22 protein-coding genes are annotated in these 23151 nt (G+C 59.6%); 8 read left to right on the top strand and 14 right to left on the bottom strand.

All coding sequences use genetic code 11. The features are described from left to right. Positions 1–8: 8 nt before the first annotated feature. A complete protein-coding gene (gene proA / locus GRPL_RS00970; RefSeq protein ID WP_032700722.1) occupies positions 9–1262 on the bottom strand; it encodes a glutamate-5-semialdehyde dehydrogenase in 1254 nt (417 codons plus the stop codon). A 10-nt stretch (positions 1263–1272) separates the two neighbouring features. Continuing rightward, positions 1273–2376: a glutamate 5-kinase gene (gene proB, locus GRPL_RS00975; RefSeq protein ID WP_004858334.1), complete on the bottom strand. Its 1104-nt coding sequence runs from the start codon at positions 2374–2376 to the stop codon at positions 1273–1275. Positions 2377–2666: 290 nt separating this feature from the next. On the opposite strand from proB, the gene phoE reads away from it, so the two are divergent. Then, positions 2667–3719: a phosphoporin PhoE gene (gene phoE, locus GRPL_RS00980; protein ID WP_032689340.1), complete on the top strand. Its 1053-nt coding sequence runs from the start codon at positions 2667–2669 to the stop codon at positions 3717–3719. 89 nt (positions 3720–3808) lie between these two features. On the opposite strand, the gene GRPL_RS00985 is transcribed toward phoE, so the two are convergent. Further along, the gene (locus GRPL_RS00985; protein WP_032689339.1) at positions 3809–4375 is read right to left on the bottom strand and encodes a C40 family peptidase; all 567 of its coding nucleotides are present in this window, start codon (positions 4373–4375) and stop codon (positions 3809–3811) included. 342 nt (positions 4376–4717) lie between these two features. Between GRPL_RS00985 and GRPL_RS00990 the strand changes: the two genes are divergently transcribed. Continuing rightward, the gene (locus GRPL_RS00990; RefSeq protein ID WP_032696594.1) at positions 4718–5662 is read left to right on the top strand and encodes a LysR family transcriptional regulator; all 945 of its coding nucleotides are present in this window, start codon (positions 4718–4720) and stop codon (positions 5660–5662) included. On the opposite strand, the gene GRPL_RS00995 is transcribed toward GRPL_RS00990, so the two are convergent. Continuing rightward, a complete protein-coding gene (locus GRPL_RS00995) occupies positions 5659–6726 on the bottom strand; it encodes an ABC transporter substrate-binding protein (RefSeq protein WP_032700721.1) in 1068 nt (355 codons plus the stop codon). The genes GRPL_RS00990 and GRPL_RS00995 overlap by 4 nt on opposite strands. A gap of 220 nt (positions 6727–6946) precedes the next feature. Between GRPL_RS00995 and GRPL_RS01000 the strand changes: the two genes are divergently transcribed. Genes GRPL_RS01000 through GRPL_RS01010 form a run of 3 tightly spaced genes read left to right on the top strand, consistent with a single transcriptional unit; the run spans position 6947 to position 11073 of the window. After that, the gene (locus GRPL_RS01000) at positions 6947–8515 is read left to right on the top strand and encodes an ABC transporter permease (RefSeq protein ID WP_032700720.1); all 1569 of its coding nucleotides are present in this window, start codon (positions 6947–6949) and stop codon (positions 8513–8515) included. Continuing rightward, positions 8512–9255 (top strand): ABC transporter ATP-binding protein, encoded by a 744-nt coding sequence (locus GRPL_RS01005; RefSeq protein ID WP_032689335.1) that lies wholly within the window; start codon positions 8512–8514, stop codon positions 9253–9255. Before GRPL_RS01000 ends, GRPL_RS01005 begins: the two co-directional genes overlap by 4 nt. A gap of 24 nt (positions 9256–9279) precedes the next feature. Next, entirely contained in the window at positions 9280–11073 is a 1794-nt protein-coding gene (locus tag GRPL_RS01010) for an aryl-sulfate sulfotransferase (RefSeq protein ID WP_032700719.1), read from the top strand. 29 nt (positions 11074–11102) lie between these two features. Here GRPL_RS01010 and GRPL_RS01015 read toward each other — a convergent pair whose 3' ends face one another. Next, complete coding sequence (locus tag GRPL_RS01015; protein ID WP_032689333.1) at positions 11103–11885, bottom strand: AraC family transcriptional regulator; 783 nt, start codon at positions 11883–11885, stop codon at positions 11103–11105. Positions 11886–11987: 102 nt separating this feature from the next. Here GRPL_RS01015 and GRPL_RS01020 point away from each other — a divergent pair, with 102 nt between their 5' ends. Continuing rightward, on the top strand, positions 11988–12797 hold the full coding sequence (locus tag GRPL_RS01020) for a sulfite exporter TauE/SafE family protein (protein WP_032700718.1): 810 nt from the start codon (positions 11988–11990) through the stop codon (positions 12795–12797). 178 nt (positions 12798–12975) lie between these two features. Beyond that, complete coding sequence (locus GRPL_RS01025; RefSeq protein ID WP_032696588.1) at positions 12976–13638, top strand: HAD family hydrolase; 663 nt, start codon at positions 12976–12978, stop codon at positions 13636–13638. Between the two features lie 61 nt (positions 13639–13699). On the opposite strand, the gene phnE (GRPL_RS01030) is transcribed toward GRPL_RS01025, so the two are convergent. The 6 genes from phnE (GRPL_RS01030) to GRPL_RS01055 form a co-directional block, all read right to left on the bottom strand. Further along, positions 13700–14581, bottom strand: coding sequence for a phosphonate ABC transporter, permease protein PhnE (phnE, locus tag GRPL_RS01030; RefSeq protein WP_032700717.1), 882 nt, complete (start codon positions 14579–14581; stop codon positions 13700–13702). Then, positions 14578–15450, bottom strand: coding sequence for a phosphonate ABC transporter, permease protein PhnE (phnE, locus tag GRPL_RS01035; protein ID WP_032689330.1), 873 nt, complete (start codon positions 15448–15450; stop codon positions 14578–14580). The genes phnE (GRPL_RS01030) and phnE (GRPL_RS01035) overlap by 4 nt, the downstream gene beginning before the upstream one ends. A 67-nt stretch (positions 15451–15517) precedes the next feature. Next, positions 15518–16459 (bottom strand): phosphonate ABC transporter substrate-binding protein, encoded by a 942-nt coding sequence (gene phnD, locus GRPL_RS01040; RefSeq protein WP_032696585.1) that lies wholly within the window; start codon positions 16457–16459, stop codon positions 15518–15520. A gap of 23 nt (positions 16460–16482) precedes the next feature. After that, on the bottom strand, positions 16483–17325 hold the full coding sequence (gene phnC, locus GRPL_RS01045) for a phosphonate ABC transporter ATP-binding protein (protein ID WP_032689391.1): 843 nt from the start codon (positions 17323–17325) through the stop codon (positions 16483–16485). Between the two features lie 175 nt (positions 17326–17500). Beyond that, on the bottom strand, positions 17501–18682 hold the full coding sequence (locus tag GRPL_RS01050; RefSeq protein ID WP_046853049.1) for an amidohydrolase: 1182 nt from the start codon (positions 18680–18682) through the stop codon (positions 17501–17503). A gap of 11 nt (positions 18683–18693) precedes the next feature. Continuing rightward, positions 18694–19887, bottom strand: a complete 1194-nt coding sequence (locus tag GRPL_RS01055; protein WP_032700716.1) for an MFS transporter — start codon at positions 19885–19887, stop codon at positions 18694–18696. A gap of 133 nt (positions 19888–20020) precedes the next feature. Between GRPL_RS01055 and GRPL_RS01060 the strand changes: the two genes are divergently transcribed. Continuing rightward, positions 20021–20929: a LysR substrate-binding domain-containing protein gene (locus GRPL_RS01060; RefSeq protein ID WP_032689327.1), complete on the top strand. Its 909-nt coding sequence runs from the start codon at positions 20021–20023 to the stop codon at positions 20927–20929. On the opposite strand, the gene GRPL_RS01065 is transcribed toward GRPL_RS01060, so the two are convergent. From GRPL_RS01065 to GRPL_RS01075, 3 genes are read right to left on the bottom strand one after another with little or no spacing between them, the layout of a single operon-like run. Next, positions 20889–21593 (bottom strand): amino acid ABC transporter permease, encoded by a 705-nt coding sequence (locus tag GRPL_RS01065; protein ID WP_032689326.1) that lies wholly within the window; start codon positions 21591–21593, stop codon positions 20889–20891. The two genes, GRPL_RS01060 and GRPL_RS01065, sit on opposite strands and share 41 nt — an antisense overlap. Beyond that, positions 21583–22335: an amino acid ABC transporter permease gene (locus GRPL_RS01070; protein ID WP_032700715.1), complete on the bottom strand. Its 753-nt coding sequence runs from the start codon at positions 22333–22335 to the stop codon at positions 21583–21585. The genes GRPL_RS01065 and GRPL_RS01070 overlap by 11 nt, the downstream gene beginning before the upstream one ends. Beyond that, complete coding sequence (locus GRPL_RS01075) at positions 22332–23150, bottom strand: amino acid ABC transporter ATP-binding protein (protein WP_032696583.1); 819 nt, start codon at positions 23148–23150, stop codon at positions 22332–22334. Before GRPL_RS01075 ends, GRPL_RS01070 begins: the two co-directional genes overlap by 4 nt. Position 23151 lies beyond the last annotated feature (1 nt).

The raw sequence follows: 23151 nt of genomic DNA, 5'->3' as shown, positions 1-23151 counted from the left end.
GATTTGACTTAACCACGAATCGTATCGTTGCCGAAACCAATCCACTTGTAGGTGGTTAGCGCTTCCAGGCCCATCGGGCCGCGCGCGTGCAGCTTCTGGGTGCTGACCGCCACTTCTGCGCCGAGGCCAAACTGGCCGCCGTCGGTAAAGCGGGTAGAGGCGTTAATGTATACCGCCGAGGAATCCACTTCGTTGATAAAGCGGTTGGCATTGCTCAGCGTACGGGTCAGGATGGCATCAGAATGCTGTGTACCGTGCTCGCGGATATGGGCGATGGCCTCGTCGAGGCCAGCGACCACTTTGACATTCAGATCCAGCGACAGATACTCATCGTTGTACTGCTCCGCCTTCACCGGCTCGACGTTTGCCGGGCCGTTTTGCAATACCGGCAGGGTGGCGGCGTCAGCATGCAGCGTCACGCCGCTTTCCGCCATCTGTTGGCTCAGGGCTGGCAGGAAACGGTCGGCGATATGCTGATTCACCAGCAAGGTTTCTACCGAGTTACAGGCGCTTGGGCGCTGAACTTTGGCATTGACGATAATCTTCAGCGCTTCAGCTATATCGGCCGAATCATCAATATAGATATGACACACGCCAATCCCGCCGGTGATCACCGGGATCGTGGACTGCTCGCGGCACAGCTTGTGCAGACCGGCGCCGCCGCGTGGGATCAGCATATCGATGTACTTATCCATCTTCAGCATCTCGCCAACCAGCGCGCGATCCGGATTCTCAATCGCCTGGACCGTCGCGGCCGGCAGCCCGCACTCCTCCAGCGCCCGCTGAATCACTTTCACCGTGGCGGCATTGGTGCGCCAGGTCTCTTTCCCGCCGCGCAGAATCGCGGCATTGCCGGTTTTCAGGCACAGGGAAGCAACATCGACGGTGACGTTAGGACGGGCTTCATAAATTACCCCCACCACGCCCAGCGGCACGCGGCGGCGTTCGATGCGCAGACCGCTGTCCAGCAGACCGCCGTCGATCACCTGGCCAACCGGATCGGCCAGATTGCACACCTGGCGAACATCGTTCGCAATGCCGCTTAGACGCGCCGGGTTAAGCGCCAGGCGGTCGAGCAGCGCCTCGCTTAAGCCATTGGCGCGCGCTTCCGTCAGGTCTTCGGCGTTGGCGCGCAGAATCTCTTCACTCTGCGCTTCGAGATAATCGGCGATCTTTTCCAGCACCTGATTCTTTTCACGGCTGGAGAGTTGCGCGAGTTTGTAAGAGGCCGCCTTGGCAGCAATGCCCATTTGTTCCAGCATTTTCAGCTCCTTAACGGATAATCATATCGTCACGATGGACGGCAACCGGGCCGTATTCATAGCCCAGAATGGCATCAATCTGCTGCGAGTGCTGGCCGGCAATCAGGCGCAGCGCATCGCTGTTATAGCGGCTGACGCCGTGGGCAATATCGCGACCTTCGCTATTGCGGATGCGGATAACTTCACCGCGGGAAAAGTTACCGGTGACGGTTTTGATGCCTTTTGGCAGCAGGGAGCTGCCGCGTTCCAGAATCGCCTGGGTGGCGCCGGCATCCACGCTAATTTCACCCGCCGGCGGGGCACCGAAGATCCAGCGTTTGCGGTTCTCCAGCGGCGATTCCTGCGCGTGGAAGCGGGTACCGACCGACACGCTCTCCATCACATCGGCAATCACGCCGGGACGGTTGCCGGCGGCAATAATAGTGTCGATACCGGCACGACAGGCGACATCGGCGGCCTGCAGCTTGGTTCCCATACCGCCGGTGCCCAGGCCGGAAACGCTATCGCCGGCGATGGCGCGCAGGGCATCATCAATGCCGTAGACATCTTTGATCAGCTCTGCCTGCGGGTTATTGCGCGGGTCGGCGGTGAACAGACCCGGCTGGTCGGTCAGCAGCAGCAGCTTATCGGCGCCGGCAAGGATCGCCGCCAGCGCGGAGAGATTGTCGTTATCGCCGACTTTAATCTCGGCGGTCGCCACGGCGTCATTTTCGTTAATGACCGGCACGATGTTGTTATCGAGCAGCGCGCGCAGGGTATCGCGGGCGTTGAGGAAGCGCTCGCGATCTTCCATATCCGCACGGGTCAGCAGCATCTGGCCGACGTGAATACCATAAATGGAAAACAGCTGTTCCCACAGCTGGATCAGACGGCTCTGTCCGACCGCAGCCAGAAGCTGTTTCGACGCAATGGTCGCGGGCAGTTCCGGGTAGCCGAGGTGCTCACGCCCGGCGGCAATGGCCCCGGAGGTCACAATGACAATACGGTGGCCCATTGCGTGCAGCTGTGCGCATTGACGCACTAATTCGACGATATGGGCGCGGTTCAGGCGACGGGATCCGCCCGTTAAAACACTGGTGCCCAGTTTTACCACCAGCGTCTGGCTATCACTCATGATTCTCTGCCGTTCAAAAGGAATATCGATATCGAGCTGATGTTGTAACAGGACTCAGGCCGCTTGCCAACACCTGGCGTATTGGGCGAGCCACTTTATTGCGCGAGATCGGGCATTGTGGCGTAACACGATGACAAATTTATGACGGAAACATCTAAACACTCTTTTTTATAAAAAGTTCCACATTGTCATAAATTTTTAATATCGGAGCGTTAAAAAACCTCCTGTTTTTCACGGGGCCTTCGCCCGGAATTGATTAGCGCGTATAAATAAATCACCAGGACTGAATAATGAAAAAGAGCTCACTGGCATTAATGATGATGGGTCTTGTCGCTTCTTCAGCTACACAGGCAGCAGAAGTTTATAATAAAGACGGCAACAAACTGGACGTGTATGGCAAAGTCAAAGCGATGCACTACATCAGCGACTATGACAGTAAAGATGGCGACCAGACCTATGTCCGTTTCGGCATCAAAGGCGAGACCCAGATTAATGACCAGCTGACCGGCTACGGTCGTTGGGAATCTGAATTCTCCGGTAACAAAACGGAAAGCGACTCCACCCAGAAAACCCGTCTGGCCTTTGCCGGCCTGAAATTGAAAAACTACGGTTCTTTCGATTATGGTCGTAACCTCGGCGCCCTGTATGACGTTGAAGCCTGGACCGATATGTTCCCGGAATTCGGCGGCGACTCTTCCGCACAGACCGACAACTTCATGACCAAGCGTGCCAGCGGTCTGGCAACCTACCGCAATACCGATTTCTTCGGCGTGGTGGATGGCCTGGATATGACTCTGCAATATCAGGGCAAAAACGAAGGCCGCGAAGCGAAAAAACAGAACGGCGACGGCTTCGGCACCTCGTTAAGCTATGACTTCGGCGGCAGCGATTTTGCCATCAGCGCGGCCTATACCAGCTCTGACCGTACCAATGACCAGAACCTGCTGGCGCGCGGTGTGGGTAAAAAAGCGGAAGCCTGGGCGACCGGTCTGAAATATGACGCCAACAATATTTATCTGGCCACTATGTATTCTGAAACCCGCAAGATGACGCCAATCAGCGGTGGTTTTGCCAATAAAACGCAGAACTTTGAAGCCGTTGCTCAGTACCAGTTCGACTTCGGCCTGCGTCCGTCCCTGGGCTATGTGCTGTCAAAAGGCAAAGATATTGAAGGCGTTGGTAACGAGGACTTGGTGAACTACATCGACGTGGGTCTGACTTATTACTTCAACAAAAACATGAACGCCTTTGTTGATTATAAAATCAACCAGCTGAACAGCGATAATAAACTCGCTATCAACAATGACGACATCGTCGCTCTGGGTATGACTTACCAGTTCTAATCCGCGACCGCCGCAGGAGACTCCCGCGGCGGTTAGCAGGCTGAACAAAAAACCGCAGCGTTATTGCTGCGGTTTTTTATTGAAAAGGATTAATGATTTTTAGCCAGGTGCTGATGGTCGCTATTCATGGTGATCTGCGCGTTATATTCTTTCGGCAGGCGACGCGCCTGGTAGAAGACCGAGTTCCAGTAAGGGTTGTCCAGCGAGGAGCGCATGACGCCCTGGCTGCTGGAAGCGTGCAGGAAGTTGTGCTCGGTGTCATAGAAACCGACGTGCATCCCGCCACGAATACGGAAGAATACCAGATCCCCCGGACGGAGCTGCTGCTTGCTGACGCGGACGCCCATATGCAGGAGATCGCTCGTTGTTACGCGCTCCATGGGCAAATTGAAGCGGTCCTTGAGCGTTCGCCAGACGAAGCCGGAACAGTCGACGCCGCTTTGCTCGGTACCGCCCCATTCATAGGGGGTGCCGTGCCAGGTGTGCATTTGATCGTGCAGGGCGGCAACCACCGGAATCAGATCGTCAGATCCGCTATCGATCGGGGCGTATTGGTGTTTGGCGGCGGTTTTTGGCGGATGTTTAGATGAAGATGAGCATCCTGCCAAAATTAAAAAAGGCACCAATAATAAAGCGTGAGCAAGTTTAGGCGTCATATCGTTATTTTTCGTGAGGGGGAATGGGCCGTGGGTATTTATAGCGTATCCGCCATATTGTCAGAATGGTTCACTGAAAAATTTACGAAACCTTACGTAGAGTAAACTTGTTACTTCACGTTTTTCATTGCTCCAGTTAAATATAAGAGAAAAATCTGTGGTGTCGCTTGTTAATAAATTATTTCACCATGAAACACTATTTCGCGATCGCATATAAGACGCATCTGATGTTAATGACTCTCTTCTCTTCGCGGAAGGTGAAAGATCCTCATCATCCGGCCATTGCGCGCCGGGGGCGGCGTCCAGTACTTTGTCCGCTCCAGGTCCCTGTGAGGCAAGCTTATGCATCTCGATTTTCGCCAGCTGCGCAACTTTGTCGCGTTGGTTGAATACGGTAGTTTTCACCGCGCCGCCGAGGCGGTATGCCTGTCGCAATCGGCCTTCAGCCGCAGTATTCAGTCGCTGGAGCTGAGCGTCGGCCATCCCTTATTCGACCGGCAGAATAAGCTGCCGACGCTGACGCGACACGGGCAAACGCTGCTGCCTTACGCCCGCCGTTTCCAGGAGCTAAACATTGAGCTGAGCAGCCTGCTGGGAGAAACGGACGATAGCGAAAATGGCGAAGTGGCGTTCGGTTGCGGCCCGGCGCCAGCGGCGCGCCTGATCCCGGCGGCCATCGGTGAGTTTCATCGCCGTCTACCGCAGGCGAGGGTGCGTTTTCAGGTCGATAACTGGTTTGCCCTGCATCACGCGCTGACGACCCAGCAGTTTCCCTTCGTGGTGGCCGACAGCTGGCATGCGGAGCTGGATCCGCAGCTGCGGGTCCAGCCGCTCAGCCCGCAGCGCTGTTTCTTCATCTGTCATGCCGACCATCCCCTGGCGCAGAGCGGGCCGGTGGCTATTGAGGAGATGCTGCGCTACCCCTTTGCCGCGCCCTATCTGCCTCCGGGGGTGCGAAAAGTGCTGGCAACGCTCAGCCAGCAGCAGGATTTCACCCCGGCGATTCAATGCGATCACGTCTACGCCTTGCTGTCGACGCTGGCGCACACTCAGGCGATAAGCTTTGCCAGCGAAGACGGCTTCGCCCTGTGCCAGCACAGCCATCGGCTGGTGAAGCTGGAGCTCAGCAACCTCCCGGAAGAGTGGCGGCTGATGCAGACCCGCTTTGCGGTGATCTCCCCGGTTCATGCCGCGCTTTCGCCGCTGGTCGCCAGGTTTATCGATATTATCCTGCATACCGACCGCCAGCATCAGATCCCTCTGCTGGCGCAGGAGGAGGGGGCTTAGCCGGCGTCCGCCGCCTGGCCCTGGCTATCATACTGCGGCCAGTGGTTTTCCAGCTGCAGAGTCTTCAGCGCCCGTTCGACAAACTGCCCGTCTGCCCACTGCGTCACCGCAAAGGCGTTGCGAATGAGGCGACCGGTTTTGGCCTGCTCGACGCTGCTGCTGAAGCTGTCGGCCAGGAAGGGGTCGATGCGCGGCGAAGTGCTGAAGTTGAGATCCTGCGGCTGCAGATCCTCAAGGAACAGCGCCTGTGGAATCTGGCTCTGCTGCGCCATCTCCGCCGACCAGGCCTCGCGATTCGCCGGGTTGCTGATTTCCGCCGCGTTTTTCACCAGCACGTCAATAACTTGCTGGGTAGCCTGCGGCCAGGCCTGAATAAAGTCCTGAGTTCCGAGAAACCCCGCCTGGGTGGTATTCTGGCGGCCTGAATCACCGCTTTTCACCACCACGTCAATCTTATCGCCGCGCAGCGCCAGCAGCGAGACGCCTCCCCATACCGCATCCACGCGACCGGCGGCCAGCGCGGCTTTCCCGGCGCTCCAGTCCAGATTAATGACCTGCATATTGCGTTCGCTAAGTCCGACGGTCTGCAAAGCGCGATCGAAGGCCAGCTGGTCTGCGGTACCGCGATACACTGCCACGCGTTTCCCTTTCAGATCTGCCAGCTGTTTAATCGCCGATGCTCTGGTGACCGCGAGGTAGGACTCCGACCCGCGGCTGCCCAGCAGCAGACGGGTTGGCAGACCGTTGGCTTTGCCGATAATCGCCGCCAGATCGCCGAGATAGACAAAATCGAGCTGCCGGTTGGCCAGCGCTTCATTCACCGCCGGGCCGGCGCCCTTAAAGAACTGCCACTGCACCTCCACGCCCTGTGGTTTAAACACCGCCTCCAGCTGATGACGGATAAACGCCATCCCGACCGGCCCTTCAATAAACGGTTTGCTGCCGGCACTTTGATCCGGCACGCCAATGCGAATGGTTCGCAGACTCTCGGCCTGCGCGCTGGCCATCAGCGTGACCACGGCGACCAGCGCCAGCGCCGTACGGGTAAAAATAGCTTTCATCATTGGTGGTGACTCCCTGAGTTTTTTCTCACCCTAAAGAGGCTCACCGCGTACTGTTAAATGCTTTTATTCGCAGAGCAAAGGCAAAAATAAGCTAAATCAGAGCCCGCCTGTCCGCCAGGCTGAGATGCATTTGTTGCATCGGGATTATTCAGCAAACGCAATGACGACAGACGGTGAGGACGGTTTTATAGGGTGATGATTTCACTCAAAACGGACCGCTATGTCGCAGATGATCTTGAAAAGACGCAGGTACTCCTTGCCTGCTATCAGGCTAAACGGCTGGCCCCTGCTGCTGCCGGCGCTGATCGCGCTGCTGTGGCACATCGCCGCCGTAAAGCGCTGGATGCCGGAGCAGATCCTGCCCGCCCCGGCGGTCGTCGCCGATACCGCGCTGTCGCTTCTCAGCGGCGATCTGCTGGCGCAATGGGGGTTTAGCCTTGAGCACCTGGCCGTCGGGCTGCTGCTGGGCGTGGCGGCGGGTACCCTGCTGGGGGCGTTGTTTGGTCTCGTACCGGCCGCGGCTCAGCGGATAGAACCGCTATTTTATGCCCTCGCGCAGATCCCCACCCTGGGCTGGATCCCGCTGTTTATGGTGCTGTTTGGCATCGATAACGGCCTGAAGCTGGCGGTTATCGTCAAAACCACCCTTGTCCCGATGACCATCCATACGCAACTGGCGGTCACCAGCGTCTCGCCAGCGCTGGGGGAAGCGGCGCAGGTGATGAATTTTTCCCGCTGGCAGCGGCTGCGCTGGCTGGTGATTCCCGCGAGCCTGCCGGGCTGGTTTACCGGCCTACGGCTGGCGTTATCTCAGGCCTGGGTGTCGCTGATTGTTGTCGAGCTGCTGGCCTCGTCTGAAGGGATCGGCTACCTGATGGTCTGGGGCCGCCAGCTGTTTCAGCTGGATATTGTCTTCGTCACCATCGCGGTGGTCGGGCTGAGCGGGCTGTTGATGGAGTGGGCGACCAACCGGGTCTATGCCCGGCTGGTCTTCTGGCCGCAGCCCGCTACCGGGCGGTTGGCCTGGAAGCCGCAGGCCAGCTGGCATGCATTCCAGCTGCCGCTGATCCTGCTGGCGCTGTGGCAACTGGCCAGCGGCTGGGGCTGGATCGACAGCACGTTATTCTCCTCGCCGCTGGCGGTGGCGCAGCGCTTTATGGCCGGAGCGGCCAGCGGCGAGCTGCCCGCCGCGATGCTGGCCAGTCTCGGACGGGCCTTTGCCGGCGGCGCGCTGGGGATCGCTATCGGGCTGCTGTGCGGGTTGCTGCTGGCCCTGCGCCCGCGAGCCGGGCAGATATTGACCCCGACGCTGAACGTCCTGCGCCATATCGCGCTCTTTGCCTGGCTGCCGCTGCTGACCGCGTGGGTGGGCAACGATAACGGCGGCAAAATCGTGTTTATCGCCCTGGCTTCTTTCTTCCCGATGTTTTTTAGCACCTTGCAGGCCGTCAGCCAGCGCGATCCGCAGCTTGATGAAGTGGCGAAGGTGCTGCGCTTTGGCCCGTTGACCCGCCTGCGGACGCTGATTTTACCGGGGGCGGCGCCGGGCATATTTGCCGGTCTGCGCCTGGCGTTGATTTATGCGTGGCTGGGCAACATCGGCGCGGAATATTTCATGTCCTCCGGGACCGGTATCGGCAGCCTGATGATCAACGCCCAGCAGCTGCTGGATATGCCGACCATTCTCTGCGGCATGGTGCTGATTGGTATCACCGGCGCCGCGCTGGATAAAGCCGGACGTTTACTGGAATCTCGCGCCACCCGCTGGCGCCAACGGGAGCAACGATGACCGACTCGACCCTGGTCTCTTTTCGCCATGTGCATAAATCCTGGCAACAGGTGACGGCACTGCAAAACTTCAGCCTCGATATCGCCGCCGGCGAGCTGGTGGTGCTGGTGGGTAGCAGCGGCTGCGGCAAGTCCACGCTGCTGCGGATGTTGATTGGCCTGGAGCCGGTGACGCAGGGGGAAATCCGCGTTAACGGCGAGCCGGTACGCGGCGTGGGCAAAGAGCGCGGCATTGTCTTTCAGGAGCCGCGGCTGTTTCCGTGGCTGACGGTGATCGACAACGTGATGCTGGGCCTCGCGGATGAAAAGCTGAGTCGTGGGGTGAAGCGCCAGCGCGCGCTGGCGATGCTGGAGCGCGTGCAGCTACAGGAGTTCGCCCATGCGCTGCCATCCCGGCTTTCCGGCGGGATGGCCCAGCGGGTAGCGATTGCCCGCGGGCTGATCGCCCGGCCGCAAATTCTGATGCTCGATGAGCCTTTCGGCGCGCTGGATGCCCTGACGCGCCATACCCTGCAGCAGGAGCTGCTGCATATTCATCGCCGCACGGGGACCACCACGCTGCTGGTGACTCACGATGTGGAAGAGGCGGTGGCGCTGGCCGACCGGGTGGTGGTGCTCTCTCCCCGTCCGGGACGGATTCGTGAGGTGGTGACGCTGGCGTTGCCCCATCCGCGACAGCGCGATGATGAGTCGTTCTCCGCCGCCTGCCGGCAGATTCGTACCTTGATTACTTGTGCCTGATTTGACTATTTAAGGAGTGACAACATGGGACATCCTTCCGTCTACCCGACCGGCGCCACGCTCTACGATCCGCAGCGCGCGTGGAGCGGCTATACCGTTTTTCAGGCCACTGAACGCGGGGCGATTCTGGTCGATATGAATGGCAACGTGGTCCGCGAATGGCCCGAACTGCACGGCTTTCCGAATAAAATCCTGCCCGGGGGGGCGATCCTGGGCCACAGCGGCGAACGCGATCCCCGCTACGGGATGCAGGATATGCTCGACCTGATTCAGGTGGACTGGGAAGGCAATATCACCTGGAAATTTGACCGCTATGAACAGGTGAGCGACCCGGGTCACGCGCCGCGCTGGATGGCGCGCGCGCACCATGATTATCAGCGCGCCGGGAATCCGGTGGGCTATTACGCCCCGGGGCTTGAGCCGCAGGTTGACGGCGGCAACACCTTAATTCTGGCCCACACCAACCTGGTGAATGAAGAGATTTCCGATAAGCTGCTGCTTGATGACACCATTATTGAGGTCGACTGGCAGGGCAATGTGGTGTGGGAATGGCGCTGCAGCGATCATTTCCACGAGCTGGGCTTTGACGAGGCGGCGCGCGCGGCGCTGCGCAATAACCCCAATATGCGCGCCAGCGGCGGCGGGATGGGCGACTGGATGCACATCAACTCCATGTCGGCGCTGGGACCAAACAAATGGTATGACGCCGGCGATGCGCGCTTCCATCCTGACAACATCATCTGGGATGCCCGCGAATCCAATATCATCGCCATCATTGATAAACAGAGCGGTAAGATTGTCTGGCAGCTTGGCCCGGACTACAGCACGCCGCGGTTGAAGCATCTGGGGTGGATTATCGGCCAGCACCACGCGCATATGATCCCCCAGGGATTACCCGGGGCGGGCAATATTCTGATCTTTGATAACGGCGGCTGGGCCGGGTACGGCGCCCCCAATCCGGCGTCGGCGGACGGGGTGAAAAACGCCTGGCGCGACTATTCGCGGATCCTCGAGATCAACCCGGTGACGCTCGATATCGAATGGCGCTACTCGCCGTATGAGGCGGATCTCCCGCAGCCAACCGACTCGTATCGGTTCTATAGCCCGTATATCAGCAATATGCAGCGCCTGGAAAACGGCAATACCCTCATCAACGAAGGCTCCAACGGCCGCATTTTTGAAGTGACCCGCGACCACGAAATCGTCTGGGAGTATATTTCGCCATTCTGGGGCAATACCTTGAATAACAACATGGTTTACCGCGCCTATCGTATTCCGTATGCCTGGATCCCGCAGCTGGCGCGGCCGTCCGAAGTGCCGATTGCGGCGGTTGACGTGCGGACTTTACGCCAGCCCGGCGCCGCAGCGGCAGGTCCGGCGCAGAGCGTGGTGCGCGTCGCCGGCGTGCAGCCCTACAGTAAGAGCGCCGATGCGCTGTGCGTAGCGACTGACAACGACACCCTGCGCCGCAGTCCGAAACTGTTCCGCGTGGCGGAGAGCCGCTTCACGCCGCTGAACGCGGAAAGCGAGCTCTCCGGCGAGTCTGAATCTCCGCTGCTGTTGTTCGTCGGCGCTGAACGCTGCGTCCACTGCCGTAAGCTGTGGCAGCTGCTGGGTCATGCGAGTCTCTCGAACCACCTGGTGGCGCTGGAGACACGCTATCTCGATGCCGATCGCCATCAGCAACTGGCGACAGCGCTGGGGGTCCGTGGTTTACCTGCGCTGCTGATGGTGAAATCGGGTCAGCCGACGGCGCGGGCCCCGGCGGACCTTTCCGTGGAAAGCCTGCTGGACTGGCTGCAGAGCGCGGTGCTGTGACTCCGTCTGGATAGGGCGCGGCTGCGGCGTCAGACCGGGCCGCCGTTCATCTGGCGGACAAACGCGGTGGGCGCCTGGCCGATCGTTTTACGAAACATGCTGGTAAAGGCCGCCGGATGTTCATATCCCAGGCTGAGCGCCACGTCGGTAATGGTTCTGCCTTCCCGCAGCGCCGTCAGGGCGTACATCACGCAGGCCTGCTGGCGCCAGTCGCGAAATGCCATGCCGGTCTGCTGGCGAAACAGGCGATGAAAAGTCCGGGCGCTTTTATTCAGCCTGGCGGCCCACTGTTCCGGCGTGCTGTGAATATCCGGCTGGCGCAGAAAGTCGCTGCATAGCGCAACCAGCGGCGCACTTTGCGGAAGTGGGGTAAACATCGGTAGCGGAGAGGCGGCTTTCAGCTCATGCAAAACCAGTTCGATTAATGCGCCATCATGTCCGTCTTCGTGGTAAAGCAGCGGTAGCTGGCAGGCGCTCAGCAGCAGCTGATGTAACAGGGGAGAGACCTGCAACACCTCGCAGCGTTCTCCGGCACGCGGCGCCGCATCCGGTTCGATGTACAGGCTGTGGGTGCTGACCCCCGGCATCAGTACCCGATGCGGACGGGTGGCCGGGATCCACACGCCGCTGTAGGGGGGAACCAGCCACTGCCCGTCATCCGTCTCCACCTTCATCAGTCCGTTCATGGCATAGAGAAACTGCGCCCGGCGATGGCTGTGGCGCTCCAGCTGCGTATTCGCCGGGTAATCGCTGCCCAGCGCCAGCACCCGGCGCGGGAGGTCATCGACATCGTTCACCGCAATATTGCGCATGACACATCCTTCTGGCTGAAAATCGTAAGATGATGGCTTTTAATCGTAAGTCAGCCATGTCGCTATTCTATATCGTGATGACTCTGAACGGAGGAGAATCGAATGATAGGCTGGCTTTTTATCTGCGGTGTAGCGTGTGGCGTCACGACCTGGCTGTTTGGTTTTGGCGGCGGTTTTGTCACCGTACCGCTGATCTCGTTTCTGGTGACCGCAGTGTGGGGCGCGCAGAGCGATGTCGGCGGGCAGGCGATGCACATTGCGGTAGCCACCTCTGCGCTGGTGATGCTCTGTGCAGCGCTGCTGGCAACCTGGCGCCATCTTCGCGGTGGAACGCTGCGCTGGCGTCCTCTGCGGATGATGTTCGTGGGCATTGCCCTCGGGGGGATCGCCGGGGCGTTGCTGGCGCTCTCGGCGAACGGGCGGTGGCTTCGCTGGCTGTTCGTCGGCTATCTGCTGGTGACCATTCTCGACTGCTATTTTCGTCCGGGTTTTATGGCCCCTGGCGTCCGGCGTTCTGCGCCGGCTGCCGCGCGCGAGCTGACGACGGGCGGTGTGATTGGCCTGATTGCGTCGTTTCTTGGCGTCGGCGGAAGCGTCATGACCGTTCCGTTAATGCGTCGTCGTGGCGCGACGATGCCGGAAGCGGCGGCCACGGCCAATTTGCTGACGCTGCCGCTGTCGGCGAGCGCTACCGCCACGTGGGTGGCGATGAGCGGCGTGTCGCCCGCAGGGCTGCCGGCAGGATTTTTGGGCCATATCTGGCTGTCGGCCGCGGCGTTGCTGGTCGCCGGGAGCTGGCTGGGGCTGCGGTTAGCTGCCCGTTGGCTGACACGTCTGCCGGATCGCTGGCACGCGCGGATTTACCCGCTGCTGCTGATAGCGGTACTGCTGGTGATGATCTTTCAGGGATAGCCGAAGGGCGACATTTATGCCGCCACGGTGCGCGGCATATCGCCGCCGATCCGCTAATCTGCCCCGTTTTTCCTCTCTTTTTGCTACCCTTTGTCCGGTGCGCAGGCGAGTCATTCTCCTGTCATCTTGGTTAAGCATGCTCTGGCGAGCCAATTTTGCTGATTAGGGAAAATGAACAATGTCCAAAAATCTGACGATTTTCGATCTGGATAATACCTTGATTAAGGGCGACAGCAGCACGGTATGGAGCCGGTTCCTGGTGCGGGAAGGGTGGGTGAGCGATCCGGCGTATCTGGCGCGGGAGGCGATGTTGATGGACGATTACGATCGCGGCGAAATGAATATCGCCGACTACGTTGCCTTAATCCAGGCGCCGCTCATCGGCGTGCCGAAGGCGGAGGTCGATGCGCTGGTGGCGCGCTGCGTGCAGCAGGATATTATGCCGCGCGTCTATCCGCAGGCGTGGGATCTGCTGCAAACCCTGCGGGCGCAAGGCGAACAGATGCTGGTGATTTCGGCCTCGGTTAGCCTGCTGGTGCAGGCGGTGGCCTCGGCGTTGGGGATTGAGCAGGCGTTAGGTATCGACGTGGAGATGGCCGACGGCGGCTATAGCGGAGTGATTGCCGGTACGCCAAGCTACCAGCAGGGAAAGGTCGTGCGGCTGGCGGCGTGGCAGAAAGCCTGGCCGCACGAGAGCGGCGAGGTGACCTTCTATACCGATTCGATAAATGATCTGCCGCTGTGTCTGCATGCTGACCATGTCCGGCTGGTTAACCCGTGTCCGCAGCTGGCGGCGGTGAATGCCAGCCACAACTGGCCGGTGCTGGAATGGCGGCTCTGAGCAGGTCCCCAGGACCGCAGAAGCCGTAGCCCCGGTAAACGCAGCGCGACCGGGGAACGGGTTACTCCGCTTTGAACAAGGGCACCACGTTGCCGCCAATATAGCGGCGGCGTAACCATGCCGAGAGCGTATCCATCGCCATGACCACGATCACCAGCAACAGGGTGATAAACATCACCACGTCCCAGTTCCACAGGCGCATGTTTTCCGCATAAATCAGGCCGATACCGCCGGCGCCGACGAAGCCTAACACTGCGGCGGAGCGGGTATTCGACTCAATCTGATACAGGCTCAGCGCCAGAAACGTCGGGAAAGACTGGGTAAAAATGCCGAAGCGGTGCTTCTGCAAGCCGTTGGCGCCCACGGCGGTCAGCCCGCGCCCCGGTGAGCGGTCAACCGCCTCATGTCCTTCGGCATACAGCCGCCCAAGCAGTCCGGTATCCTGCATAATAATCGCCAGCACCCCGGCCAGCGGCCCGAGGCCCACGGCGCGGACAAAAATCAGCCCCCAGATGGCCATATCAATGCCGCGCAGCACGTCAAACAGACGGCGCATTAACAGAGCGATAAATCCGGGAATCAACCCGCGCATAATGTTACGTGCCGCGAGGAAAGAGAGCAGCAGCGCAATCACCGTGGCGGTCAGAGTCCCGACGAAGACAATCGCCAGAGTGATGCCGATTTGCGTGAAGTAGTAGGCAAACGGCCAGTTGAAAAAGTCGTGCCAGACGAACATCCGCAGCAGATAGCGGCTAATTTGCTGCAGGCCGCTGGTGAGCTGTTCGCCGCTGATGCCAAACTGGCTAAAAAACCAGACGTAGTAAAGTAAGCCCGCCAGCGTCAGCAGACCGACGAAGCGCAAATAGCGCCCCTGGGCTTGATACAGTTGTCGATGCTGGCGGCGGCTGGCGGCGACATCCGGTTGGCTTTGCCATTGACTCATTTTTTGCCCTCAAGAACCCACTGTCGCAGGCGGCCGGACAGCATATCCAGCAGCGACACCACGATGATGATCAGCAGCAGCGTGATGCTGACCTGATCGTAACGATCCAGCTTGATGTTGGTCATCAGTTCCTGACCGATCCCGCCGGCGCCCACCAGCCCAAGAATGGTTGACGAGCGAAAGTTAATCTCCAGACGCATAAAGCCGTAGGAGAGAAAAATCGGTTTGACCTGCGGCCACAGCGCGAAGCGAATGCGCTGGATCGGTGAAGCCCCGCAGGCCATCAGGCCGCGTACCGGTTTGTCCTGCGCGCTTTCCACCGCTTCGTAAAACAGCTTGGTCAGGCTGCCGATGGTATGCAGCATCAGGGCCAGAAATCCGGGAATGGCGCCGATGCCGAAGGCCATCACGAAAATCACCGCCCACGCCAGCTCCGGCATGGTGCGTAAAAATGCCACCACCACGCGGATGGCGAAACGCAGCGGCGGCGGTGACCAGGCGTTATTAGCGGCGAGGAACGCCAGCAGCGTCGCAATGACCACCGCAATCAGCGTGGAAGCCAGCGCCAGCTGTAATGTTTCCCAGATCAGCGGCAGTTGAATCGGCAGACGATAGCCCCAGTAGGCCAGCGAGCCTTTGGTGTGGACATCGGCGAACAGAGCGCTGACGTGGAGCGTCGGCAGCGTCTCAAACATGTAATCGAGAAAATTCGGCAGAGAGCGCCAGATAGTGAAGAGATTAAATTCCGCGGCGCTGCCGGCGGCGAAATAAAGTACCAGCAGGAGCACAGACCAGCTAAAGGTATCGCGCTTTTGTCGCGCTCGTACCTGCTGGTAATAACGTTCAAATTCGGTATTCGGCATATTCATACGTCGATGGGTCTTCAGTATGCCGCCGCCTCACGCGGGCCTACGCGGAGGCGGCGTTGGGGCGGGATTAACGGGCGCTGACCAGCTCGCGTTTCATATCGATAATCTGCTGGAAGTCAGCCACGCTGCCCGGGCCGATATGCTGAGTACCGCCCATGGCTTTCACAAAGCAGGCATGGTCGTCGGTATCCAGCTTTTTGATCGCGCTGATGACTTTGGCTTTAAAGTCAGCCGGCAGCGCGTTGCTGACCAGGATTGGCCCGTTGGGGATCAGCGGCGATTGCCAGATGATGCGGATCTGCTTCATCAGATCCGGGTGATCCATACGAATCAGGCGGTTGAAGGCACCGACGCTATAGCCGCTGTTGTAGTCGCCGACCATCGAAGTCCAGGTGACCGCCCCCGCGAACTGGCCGTTCAGCACGCCCAGGATGTCCTGCTCGTGACCGCCAGAGAAGGTCACGCTGGAGAAGAAGTTGTTGTATTTGTTATCTGAAGTGCCGCCGAATTTCTGTTTGAAGGCGTGGTTCGGGATCAGATAGCCGGAAGTGGAGTCCGGATCGGCGAAGCCGAAGGCTTTGCCTTTCAGATCGTCTAACGATTTATACGGGCTGTCGGCTTTGACAATCACCACCGAGTGGTAGCCGCGGGACTGATCTTTATCATCCACGGCGATACCGACAATATCCACCGCTTTCGGGTTATTGATATAAACCGAAGCGTAAGACGAAGGCGACATACTCAGCACGACGTCGACTTTACCGCCCAGCAGACCCTGAATAACGCCGGAATAGTCAGAGGAGTTGCGTAATTTGGTATCGACGTTCAGCTCTTTGTCGAGAAACTGTTTTACACACTGGTTATCACCAATTTGCTGAGTGGCGTTCTGGCCCCCCAGGATCCCCAGGTTTAATTCTTTTGGCTGCTCTGCAGCGCCTGCCTGCCATGCCATCATCATTCCCGCGACCGCGGCGGATATACGAACTGCACCAGTGATGTATTGTTTCATTATCTTGTCCGTGTGAGTGGAAATTAATGCAATTGGCTAATTTCATCCCCGTACAGCTGATGCAGAATATCCTGAGTCAGCTGTAAGGGATGGTCGTCAAAAATAATGTTGCCCTTCGCTACGCCAATAACCCGCGTGCAATACTCTTTCACCAGTTCCACCGAGTGCAGGTTCACCATCACGCTGATGCCCTGTTCGCTGATTTCGCGCAGTACGTTCATGATGCGCTGTGTGTTTTTCGGATCGAGAGAGGCGACCGGCTCATCGGCCAGCAAAATACCGGGGTTCTGCATTAGCGCGCGACAAATCGCCACGCGCTGCATCTGCCCGCCGGAGAGATTTTCGGCCCGCTGCAGGGCATGCGGCAGCATATTCATCCACTCCAGCAGCGAGATGGCGCGCGCCCGGTCGGCGTCAGGGAAGATCTTAAACAGGGATTTCAGCGTTGAAGTCTGGCTCAGCCGGCCCAGCAGCACGTTGGTTAACACGTCAAGACGCGGCACCAGGCAGAAGTCCTGGAAAATCATGCCGCACTTGCTGCGCCAGGCGTTCAGCGCGCGGCCTTTTAGCTTCGCCACATCGTGCGGCATGCCCACTTCAGGGTAACTGAGGATCTCACCACCGGTGGCGCTGTGGGTGCCGTTCAGCACATGCAGCAGGGTCGACTTACCGGCACCAGAACGGCCGATCACCCCCACCAGTTCGCCGGCATGGAGATCAAAACTGATGTTATCGAGTACGGTTTGCTGCGCACTGTAAGACTTATTCAGGTTGCGCACGCTTAAGACTTTCCGCTGCCGGGCGGTATTCGGCTGACCAAAATGCGGATAATCGGTGTCGGTTACCGCGGCAAGAGAACTATTCATAAGAGCGTCCAGATTCATCATTAAACTGGGCACTATTAATGGCGTTTTATGTGATCGTTAGATGACGGTAAGACGAAAAAACGGTGAATGGCGAGATTATTGCGCCGGCGATAGCGCGGGGGAAAAGCGGTGGAAGCCGCATCTGGCGTAGCGCGCCAGATGCGCAAAAAGCCCTTTATTCGTCATTCAGCAACGGGCTGACCAGCGCTATGTGGGTTTTGATACCGATGGCCAGGGCATCTTCGTCGATGCGGAAATGCGGATTATGCACGTTCCAGATGGCCCCTTTTTCCTTGTTACCGCAGCCGATAAACAGGAAGGTACCGGGAACCTTTTCCTGGTAGGAGGAGAAGTCTTCGCTGCCAAACAGCGCTCGATCCTCCAGCTTCAGGGTCCCCGCCGGGAAGTGGCGTTCGATGGCGGCGCGGGCGATGGCGTTGGTGCTGTCGTGGTTGTGACCGACGGCGTAACCCTGCTGCCAGCGAATGTCGCAGCTCGCGCCGTGGGCGGCGGCAATCCCGTCAATGATGCGTGACATCAGCTGCGGCACCGCTTCGCGGACCTGCTGGTTATGGGTACGCAGCGTGCCGGCCAGGCGGGCGCTGTCAGGGATGACGTTGTAGCTGTCACCGGCCTGGAAGGTGGCGATGGTCAATACCGGCGCCGTACCCGGATCGATATTGCGCGCTACGATCTGCTGCAATGCCCCGACCATTTCCGCACCGATGGTAACCGGGTCGATACAGTGCTGCGGCATTGAGCCATGACCGCCTTTGCCACGAATGGTGATATCGAAGTTGTCGCTGGAGGCGACGTAGACGCCTTCTTTCAGCGTCAGGGTGCCGACCGGGCTGGTGGGGAAGACGTGCAGACCGAAAATATGCTCCACGTCGTCGACCACCCCCAGCTCCACCAGCTCCCGCGCGCCGCCCGGCGGTACTTCTTCCGCCGGCTGGAAAATAAATTTAATGCTGCCGTGCAGGTTATCGCGCCGCTGGCACAGCACTTTTGCCGCCCCCATCAGCATCGCCGTATGGGCGTCGTGGCCGCAGGCGTGCATCACGCCAGGCACGGTGGAGCAGAAACTCTCGCCGCTCTCCTCCTGCAGCGGCAGGGCATCAATGTCGGCGCGCAGCGCCCACGTCGGCCCCGGATGCGGGCCGCGTAGCACGGCAATCACGCTATTATCCAGCGGGCGGCTAATCTCCAGCCCGGCAAATGACGCCAGCTCGCGGGCGATGTAATCGGCGGTCGGCTTCTCCTGGAAAGAGAGGTCCGGGTGGGCGTGGATGTGGCGACGCCAGCGCAGCGCCTCTTCGGCGGCGGCGGAAATCAGCAGTTCGGTGGCGTGATTCATCAGATTCTCCTTCAATCAGCAACGGGCAGGCCGGCGACGGTTTTGCGTTTCATCAGCGGCAGCACCGCTAGCGCCGAGCAGACCATCGCCAGTGACAGAAACAGGAACGCGCTGGCATAGCTGTGGGTTTTCGCCACCAGATAGCCAATCACGATCGGCGAAACAAAGCCGCCAAGGGTGCCGCCGGTATTAATCAGGCCGATAGCCGAGCCCATGATGTTCTCCGGCAGCCGCTTCATCGGCAGGGTAAAAGCGGTAACGAACGTGGCCATTAAAAATATCTCGCCGACGAACAGCAGCAGGCTGGCGGTCAGCGCCGTCCCGGCATGAAAAATCGCGAAAATGGCGGCGGCGCTAAGCAGGGCGCTGACGGCGATCACCAGCGGTTCACGATGAAGAAAATATTTCCCTACCAGCCAGCCGGTTCCCAGCGATGAAACCCAGATCCCGAGGCCGCCGGCGGCCACCACATAGCCTGAAGCTGACAGCGACATTCCCATGCTTTGGACGAAGAATTTCGGCAGCCACGCCATCAGGCCGTAGCTGGGAATGTTGACGCAGAATATAGAGATAAACAGCAGGATAACCGTCGGGTTACGCCACAGCGCGCCGCCGGCGGCTGCCTTCTTCGCCGCTGCGGGAGCCGGCGGGCGGCGCGGTACCCGCCAGGCAATAAGGGCGGCAGTGACGCAAACCAGCGCTCCGAGAGCGGCAAAGGAGCGGTGCCAGCCCAGCAGCGACAGGGCGTTCACCGCGATAATCGGCCCGATAGTCATCGCCAGCCCGGCCGAGGAGAGGAGAACTGACTGGGCGAAGGTGCGGTTTTCGACGCTGAAATTACTGACGACCGCTTTTGCGCATGAGCAGGGGTAGCCGGAATGGCCCACCCCTGAGAGAAAGCGAAACAGCAGCAGCAGACCGAAGCTCAGGCCCAGCGCGCCGAAGCAGAGGGCGAAAATCCCCAGCGCCGACAGCGACAGTACCAGCATCGTTTTATAGCCAATCCGGTCGTTCAACCAGCCCGCCGGGACCTGGAACAGGGAGTAGGCGAGGAAAAAGATACCGGTGATGTAGCCCAGCTGTTCGGCGTTGAGGCCAAATTCTTTTTCGATCGGCAGCAGCGCGAAGCCGGTGACGGTTTTATCGATATAAACGAAGACGTAGCCAATAAACAGCAAGAAGATCATTTGAGACTGACTTTTCATTTTTGTTTCCGCCTTTTGTCTCATGAGTGTGTTGTGTGTGCGGGAGACCCCATCCGCATCCTGGGGCTTTACTGCAACGGCGGGAAGATATAATTTTTCTATAGGTGATGCTTTTTTCTGATAGGGGCTGGCGGTGAAATATCTCCCAAAAGTGAGCCATCTGCAGGCGCTAAGGCAGGTGGCGCGCAGCGGCAGCATCCGTTCGGCGGCACGAGAACTGGGCCAGTCGCAGCCGGCGCTCAGCCGGACGTTGCGTGAGCTGGAGCAGACCCTCGGCACGCAACTTTTGCTGCGCAGCAAAGAGGGGATCACGCTCACCGAAGCGGGCAGCGCGTTTTCGCAGCGCGCGGAGTGGGTGCTGGAGGAGTTGCGCCGGGCGGCGGACGAGGTTGAACAAATTAATCAGGTGACCCACGGCCGCCTGACGATAGGCTTTTCATCGCTGATCGCGCTGACGGTGTTTCCGGCGGTGGCGGAGGGGTTTAAGCAGGCGTTGCCGCAGATGTTGCTGACGCTAAAAGAGGGGCAGCTCTCTTCCCTGTTGCCCGGGGTGCGCAGCGGCGAAATCGATCTGGCGATCGGTTCGGTGGACCCGATGCGGCCGCCGGAAGGGGTGATGATCGAGCCGCTGTTTACCGCGCCGTTCTGCGTGGTGGCGCGTAAAGGACATCCGCTGGCGAATGAAAGCGATTTGATGGCCTTACGGCGGGCGAAATGGTTGCTGCCGGAGTCGCCGATGGGCTACTACCAGCAGCTGCAAAACGAGCTGATTCATTTTTATCGCCAGGTAGCGATCACCCCGCTGCGTACGGACTCGGTGATCACCGGCCTCAACATGGTGCTGGAATCGGATTATCTGACCATTGTCGCCCGGGCCATGAGTCACCCGCTCCAGCTCGGGGATAAGCTGGTGACCCTGCCGGTTTCCTCGCTGCCGGCGGCGCAGTATTGCGCCGTGTGGTCGCAGAAATCGGCATTGACCGCGAACGCGCAGCAGTTTCTTACCCGCCTGCGTAGCGCCTGTCAGCGTTACGCCTGGTAAAGCGGCGGTTTGCCAGCAGGCTCAGGCCGCAGCACAGCAGGTAATAGACCGCGCCGGTGAAAACGAAAATCGCCAGCGGGTAGATCTGCACCCGGTTGTTCACCTGGCCGGCGACGGTGGTGAGCTCCGGCACGTTGACGATAAACGCCAGCGAGGTGTCTTTCAGCAGGTTGATAAAAATCCCCACCAGCGACGGCTGCACGTTGCGCAGAGCCTGCGGCAGCAGGATGAAACGCAGCGCTTGCCCGGCAGAAAATCCCTGGGTTCGCGCCGCTTCAAACTGCCCGGCGGACAACGACTGCAACCCCGCCAGCACCGAATGCATCACCGAGGCGGCGGTAAACCACGCCAGCGCCAGGGTGACCGTCACCGCCCCCGGCAGGTCGCTCCCGGTGAGCATCGGCAGCAGATACCAGAGCCAAAAAATGACGAAAATAAGCGGAATACCGCGAATCAGCTCCGCCCACAGGAACAGCAGTCGGCGCACCAGCCCGCCATAACGCCAGGCGGCGCCTGCCAGCAGAATGCCGAGAGGAAGCGCCAGCGCCGCGGCGCCGATCGCCATCATCAGGGTCAACGCCACGCCGCCGGGAATGCCATCCGCCAGCCGTCCCCACAGCAGGTAATCGAGGTTATCGGCGATCACCGCCAGATTAGCGTTCATGCTGCGCGCTCCTGTGCTGGGTTTTGCCCGGGCCAAGACGCGCCAGCGCCATCCCCATCACCACCCCAAGCGCCAGATACAGCACCGTGCCGACGGCAAAGGCCTCCAGCGCGTGGGCGTTATAGCTTTCGATTTGTCGTACCTGGTAGGTCAGTTCGGCAAAGCCGATGCCGCTGGCCAGCGACGAGAGCTTCATCAGGTTCAGATACTGGCCGATGATCGGTTGCCAGGCGTTCGCCAGCCCCTGCGGCAGCAGAATATGACGCAGTTCGCCCCATGGCGTAAAACCTTGCGCAAGAGCGGCTTCGCGCTGACCGTGGCTGACGGCGCGCAGCCCGGAGGCGATCTCTTCTACCAGAAACGCCGAGGTAAATACCCCCAGTCCCCACATCGAGCAGAGAAACTCCGGGGTCAGCCACCAGATGTTACCCGGCAGAATGGACCACGCGTGGTCGTCATTGATGAAATCCCGCGCCGCCAGCGGCAGCAGGTTCCAGGCGGCGAAATACCAGAACAGCAGCTGTACCAGCAGCGGCGTATTGCGAAACAGCGAGACCCAGCAGGCCACCAGCCCGCGGCCCGCTTTACCGCCGCCTAAGCGCAGCGCCAGCAGCACAACGGCCAGCACGGTCGCCAGTATTATTCCGGCGACGCTGACCCACACGGTGGTCAGAAAGCCGGAGATGATCCACTGCAGCGGCTGCCCGCTCAGGACGCCGTGCCAGTCGAGAACCGGGTTCACTCGAGACTCTCCTGGTGCAGCGGATTGAGCACCTTTTGCAGAAAACGCCGCGTGCGGTCGTGCTGTGGCCGGGCGAAAAAGTCCGCCGGCGGCGCCACTTCGAGAATGTCGCCGCCGTCGATAAACACCACCCGGTCGGCAATTTCGCGCGCGAACTGCATCTCATGCGTCACGACCACCATGGTAATGCCGCTGTGCGCCAGCTTCTTCATGACCAGCAACACTTCGCCGATCATTTCCGGATCGAGCGCCGAGGTGGGTTCATCGAAAAGAATAATTTGCGGCGACGAGGCGAGGGCGCGGGCAATGGCCACGCGCTGCTGCTGGCCGCCGGAGAGCTGGGACGGCATCTGGCGGGCTTTATCCTCCAGCCCGACCTGTTGCAGCAGCGCCAACGCGCGTTCATGCGCGGCGGTTTTTTCCCAGCCGTGCACGCGCTCCAGCGCCAGGGTGATATTTTCCTGCGCCGTCAGATGGGCATAGAGGTTGAACTGCTGGAAAACAAAGCCCACGCGGCTGCGTAGCTGACGCAGCGCACTGTCCGTAAGATGGCGAGTGGGTTTGCCGTCGATCAGAATCTCGCCTGCGCTGAGGGATTCGAGCTGATTGATCAGGCGGATCAGCGTTGATTTCCCCGATCCTGACGGCCCGAGGATCGCCACTACTTCCCCGGGTTCGACCTGCAGATTGATGCCGTTGAGCACCTGATGGTCGCCGTAGCGTTTTGCCGCCTGGCGAAATTCTATACTGGCGCGCTGCAAATGCGAAAAATCCGCGGACGAAGCCGCGGAGCGTGAAAACAGACCCGATAACATA

Origin of the sequence: Klebsiella planticola ATCC 33531 (assembly GCF_000735435.1) — a bacterium.
In the GTDB taxonomy this organism is placed as follows: domain Bacteria; phylum Pseudomonadota; class Gammaproteobacteria; order Enterobacterales; family Enterobacteriaceae; genus Klebsiella; species Klebsiella planticola.
This window is presented reverse-complemented; position numbering and strand designations above follow the sequence as displayed.

Coding starts and splice junctions, on each gene's coding strand:
- proA (WP_032700722.1), bottom strand. CDS start 1,262: ATGCTGGAACAAATGGGCATTGCTGCCAAGGCGGCCTCTTACAAACTC.
- proB (WP_004858334.1), bottom strand. CDS start 2,376: ATGAGTGATAGCCAGACGCTGGTGGTAAAACTGGGCACCAGTGTTTTA.
- phoE (WP_032689340.1), top strand. CDS start 2,667: ATGAAAAAGAGCTCACTGGCATTAATGATGATGGGTCTTGTCGCTTCT.
- GRPL_RS00985 (WP_032689339.1), bottom strand. CDS start 4,375: ATGACGCCTAAACTTGCTCACGCTTTATTATTGGTGCCTTTTTTAATT.
- GRPL_RS00990 (WP_032696594.1), top strand. CDS start 4,718: ATGCATCTCGATTTTCGCCAGCTGCGCAACTTTGTCGCGTTGGTTGAA.
- GRPL_RS00995 (WP_032700721.1), bottom strand. CDS start 6,726: ATGATGAAAGCTATTTTTACCCGTACGGCGCTGGCGCTGGTCGCCGTG.
- GRPL_RS01000 (WP_032700720.1), top strand. CDS start 6,947: ATGTCGCAGATGATCTTGAAAAGACGCAGGTACTCCTTGCCTGCTATC.
- GRPL_RS01005 (WP_032689335.1), top strand. CDS start 8,512: ATGACCGACTCGACCCTGGTCTCTTTTCGCCATGTGCATAAATCCTGG.
- GRPL_RS01010 (WP_032700719.1), top strand. CDS start 9,280: ATGGGACATCCTTCCGTCTACCCGACCGGCGCCACGCTCTACGATCCG.
- GRPL_RS01015 (WP_032689333.1), bottom strand. CDS start 11,885: ATGCGCAATATTGCGGTGAACGATGTCGATGACCTCCCGCGCCGGGTG.
- GRPL_RS01020 (WP_032700718.1), top strand. CDS start 11,988: ATGATAGGCTGGCTTTTTATCTGCGGTGTAGCGTGTGGCGTCACGACC.
- GRPL_RS01025 (WP_032696588.1), top strand. CDS start 12,976: ATGTCCAAAAATCTGACGATTTTCGATCTGGATAATACCTTGATTAAG.
- phnE (WP_032700717.1), bottom strand. CDS start 14,581: ATGAGTCAATGGCAAAGCCAACCGGATGTCGCCGCCAGCCGCCGCCAG.
- phnE (WP_032689330.1), bottom strand. CDS start 15,450: ATGAATATGCCGAATACCGAATTTGAACGTTATTACCAGCAGGTACGA.
- phnD (WP_032696585.1), bottom strand. CDS start 16,459: ATGAAACAATACATCACTGGTGCAGTTCGTATATCCGCCGCGGTCGCG.
- phnC (WP_032689391.1), bottom strand. CDS start 17,325: ATGAATAGTTCTCTTGCCGCGGTAACCGACACCGATTATCCGCATTTT.
- GRPL_RS01050 (WP_046853049.1), bottom strand. CDS start 18,682: ATGAATCACGCCACCGAACTGCTGATTTCCGCCGCCGCCGAAGAGGCG.
- GRPL_RS01055 (WP_032700716.1), bottom strand. CDS start 19,887: ATGAAAAGTCAGTCTCAAATGATCTTCTTGCTGTTTATTGGCTACGTC.
- GRPL_RS01065 (WP_032689326.1), bottom strand. CDS start 21,593: ATGAACGCTAATCTGGCGGTGATCGCCGATAACCTCGATTACCTGCTG.
- GRPL_RS01075 (WP_032696583.1), bottom strand. CDS start 23,150: ATGTTATCGGGTCTGTTTTCACGCTCCGCGGCTTCGTCCGCGGATTTT.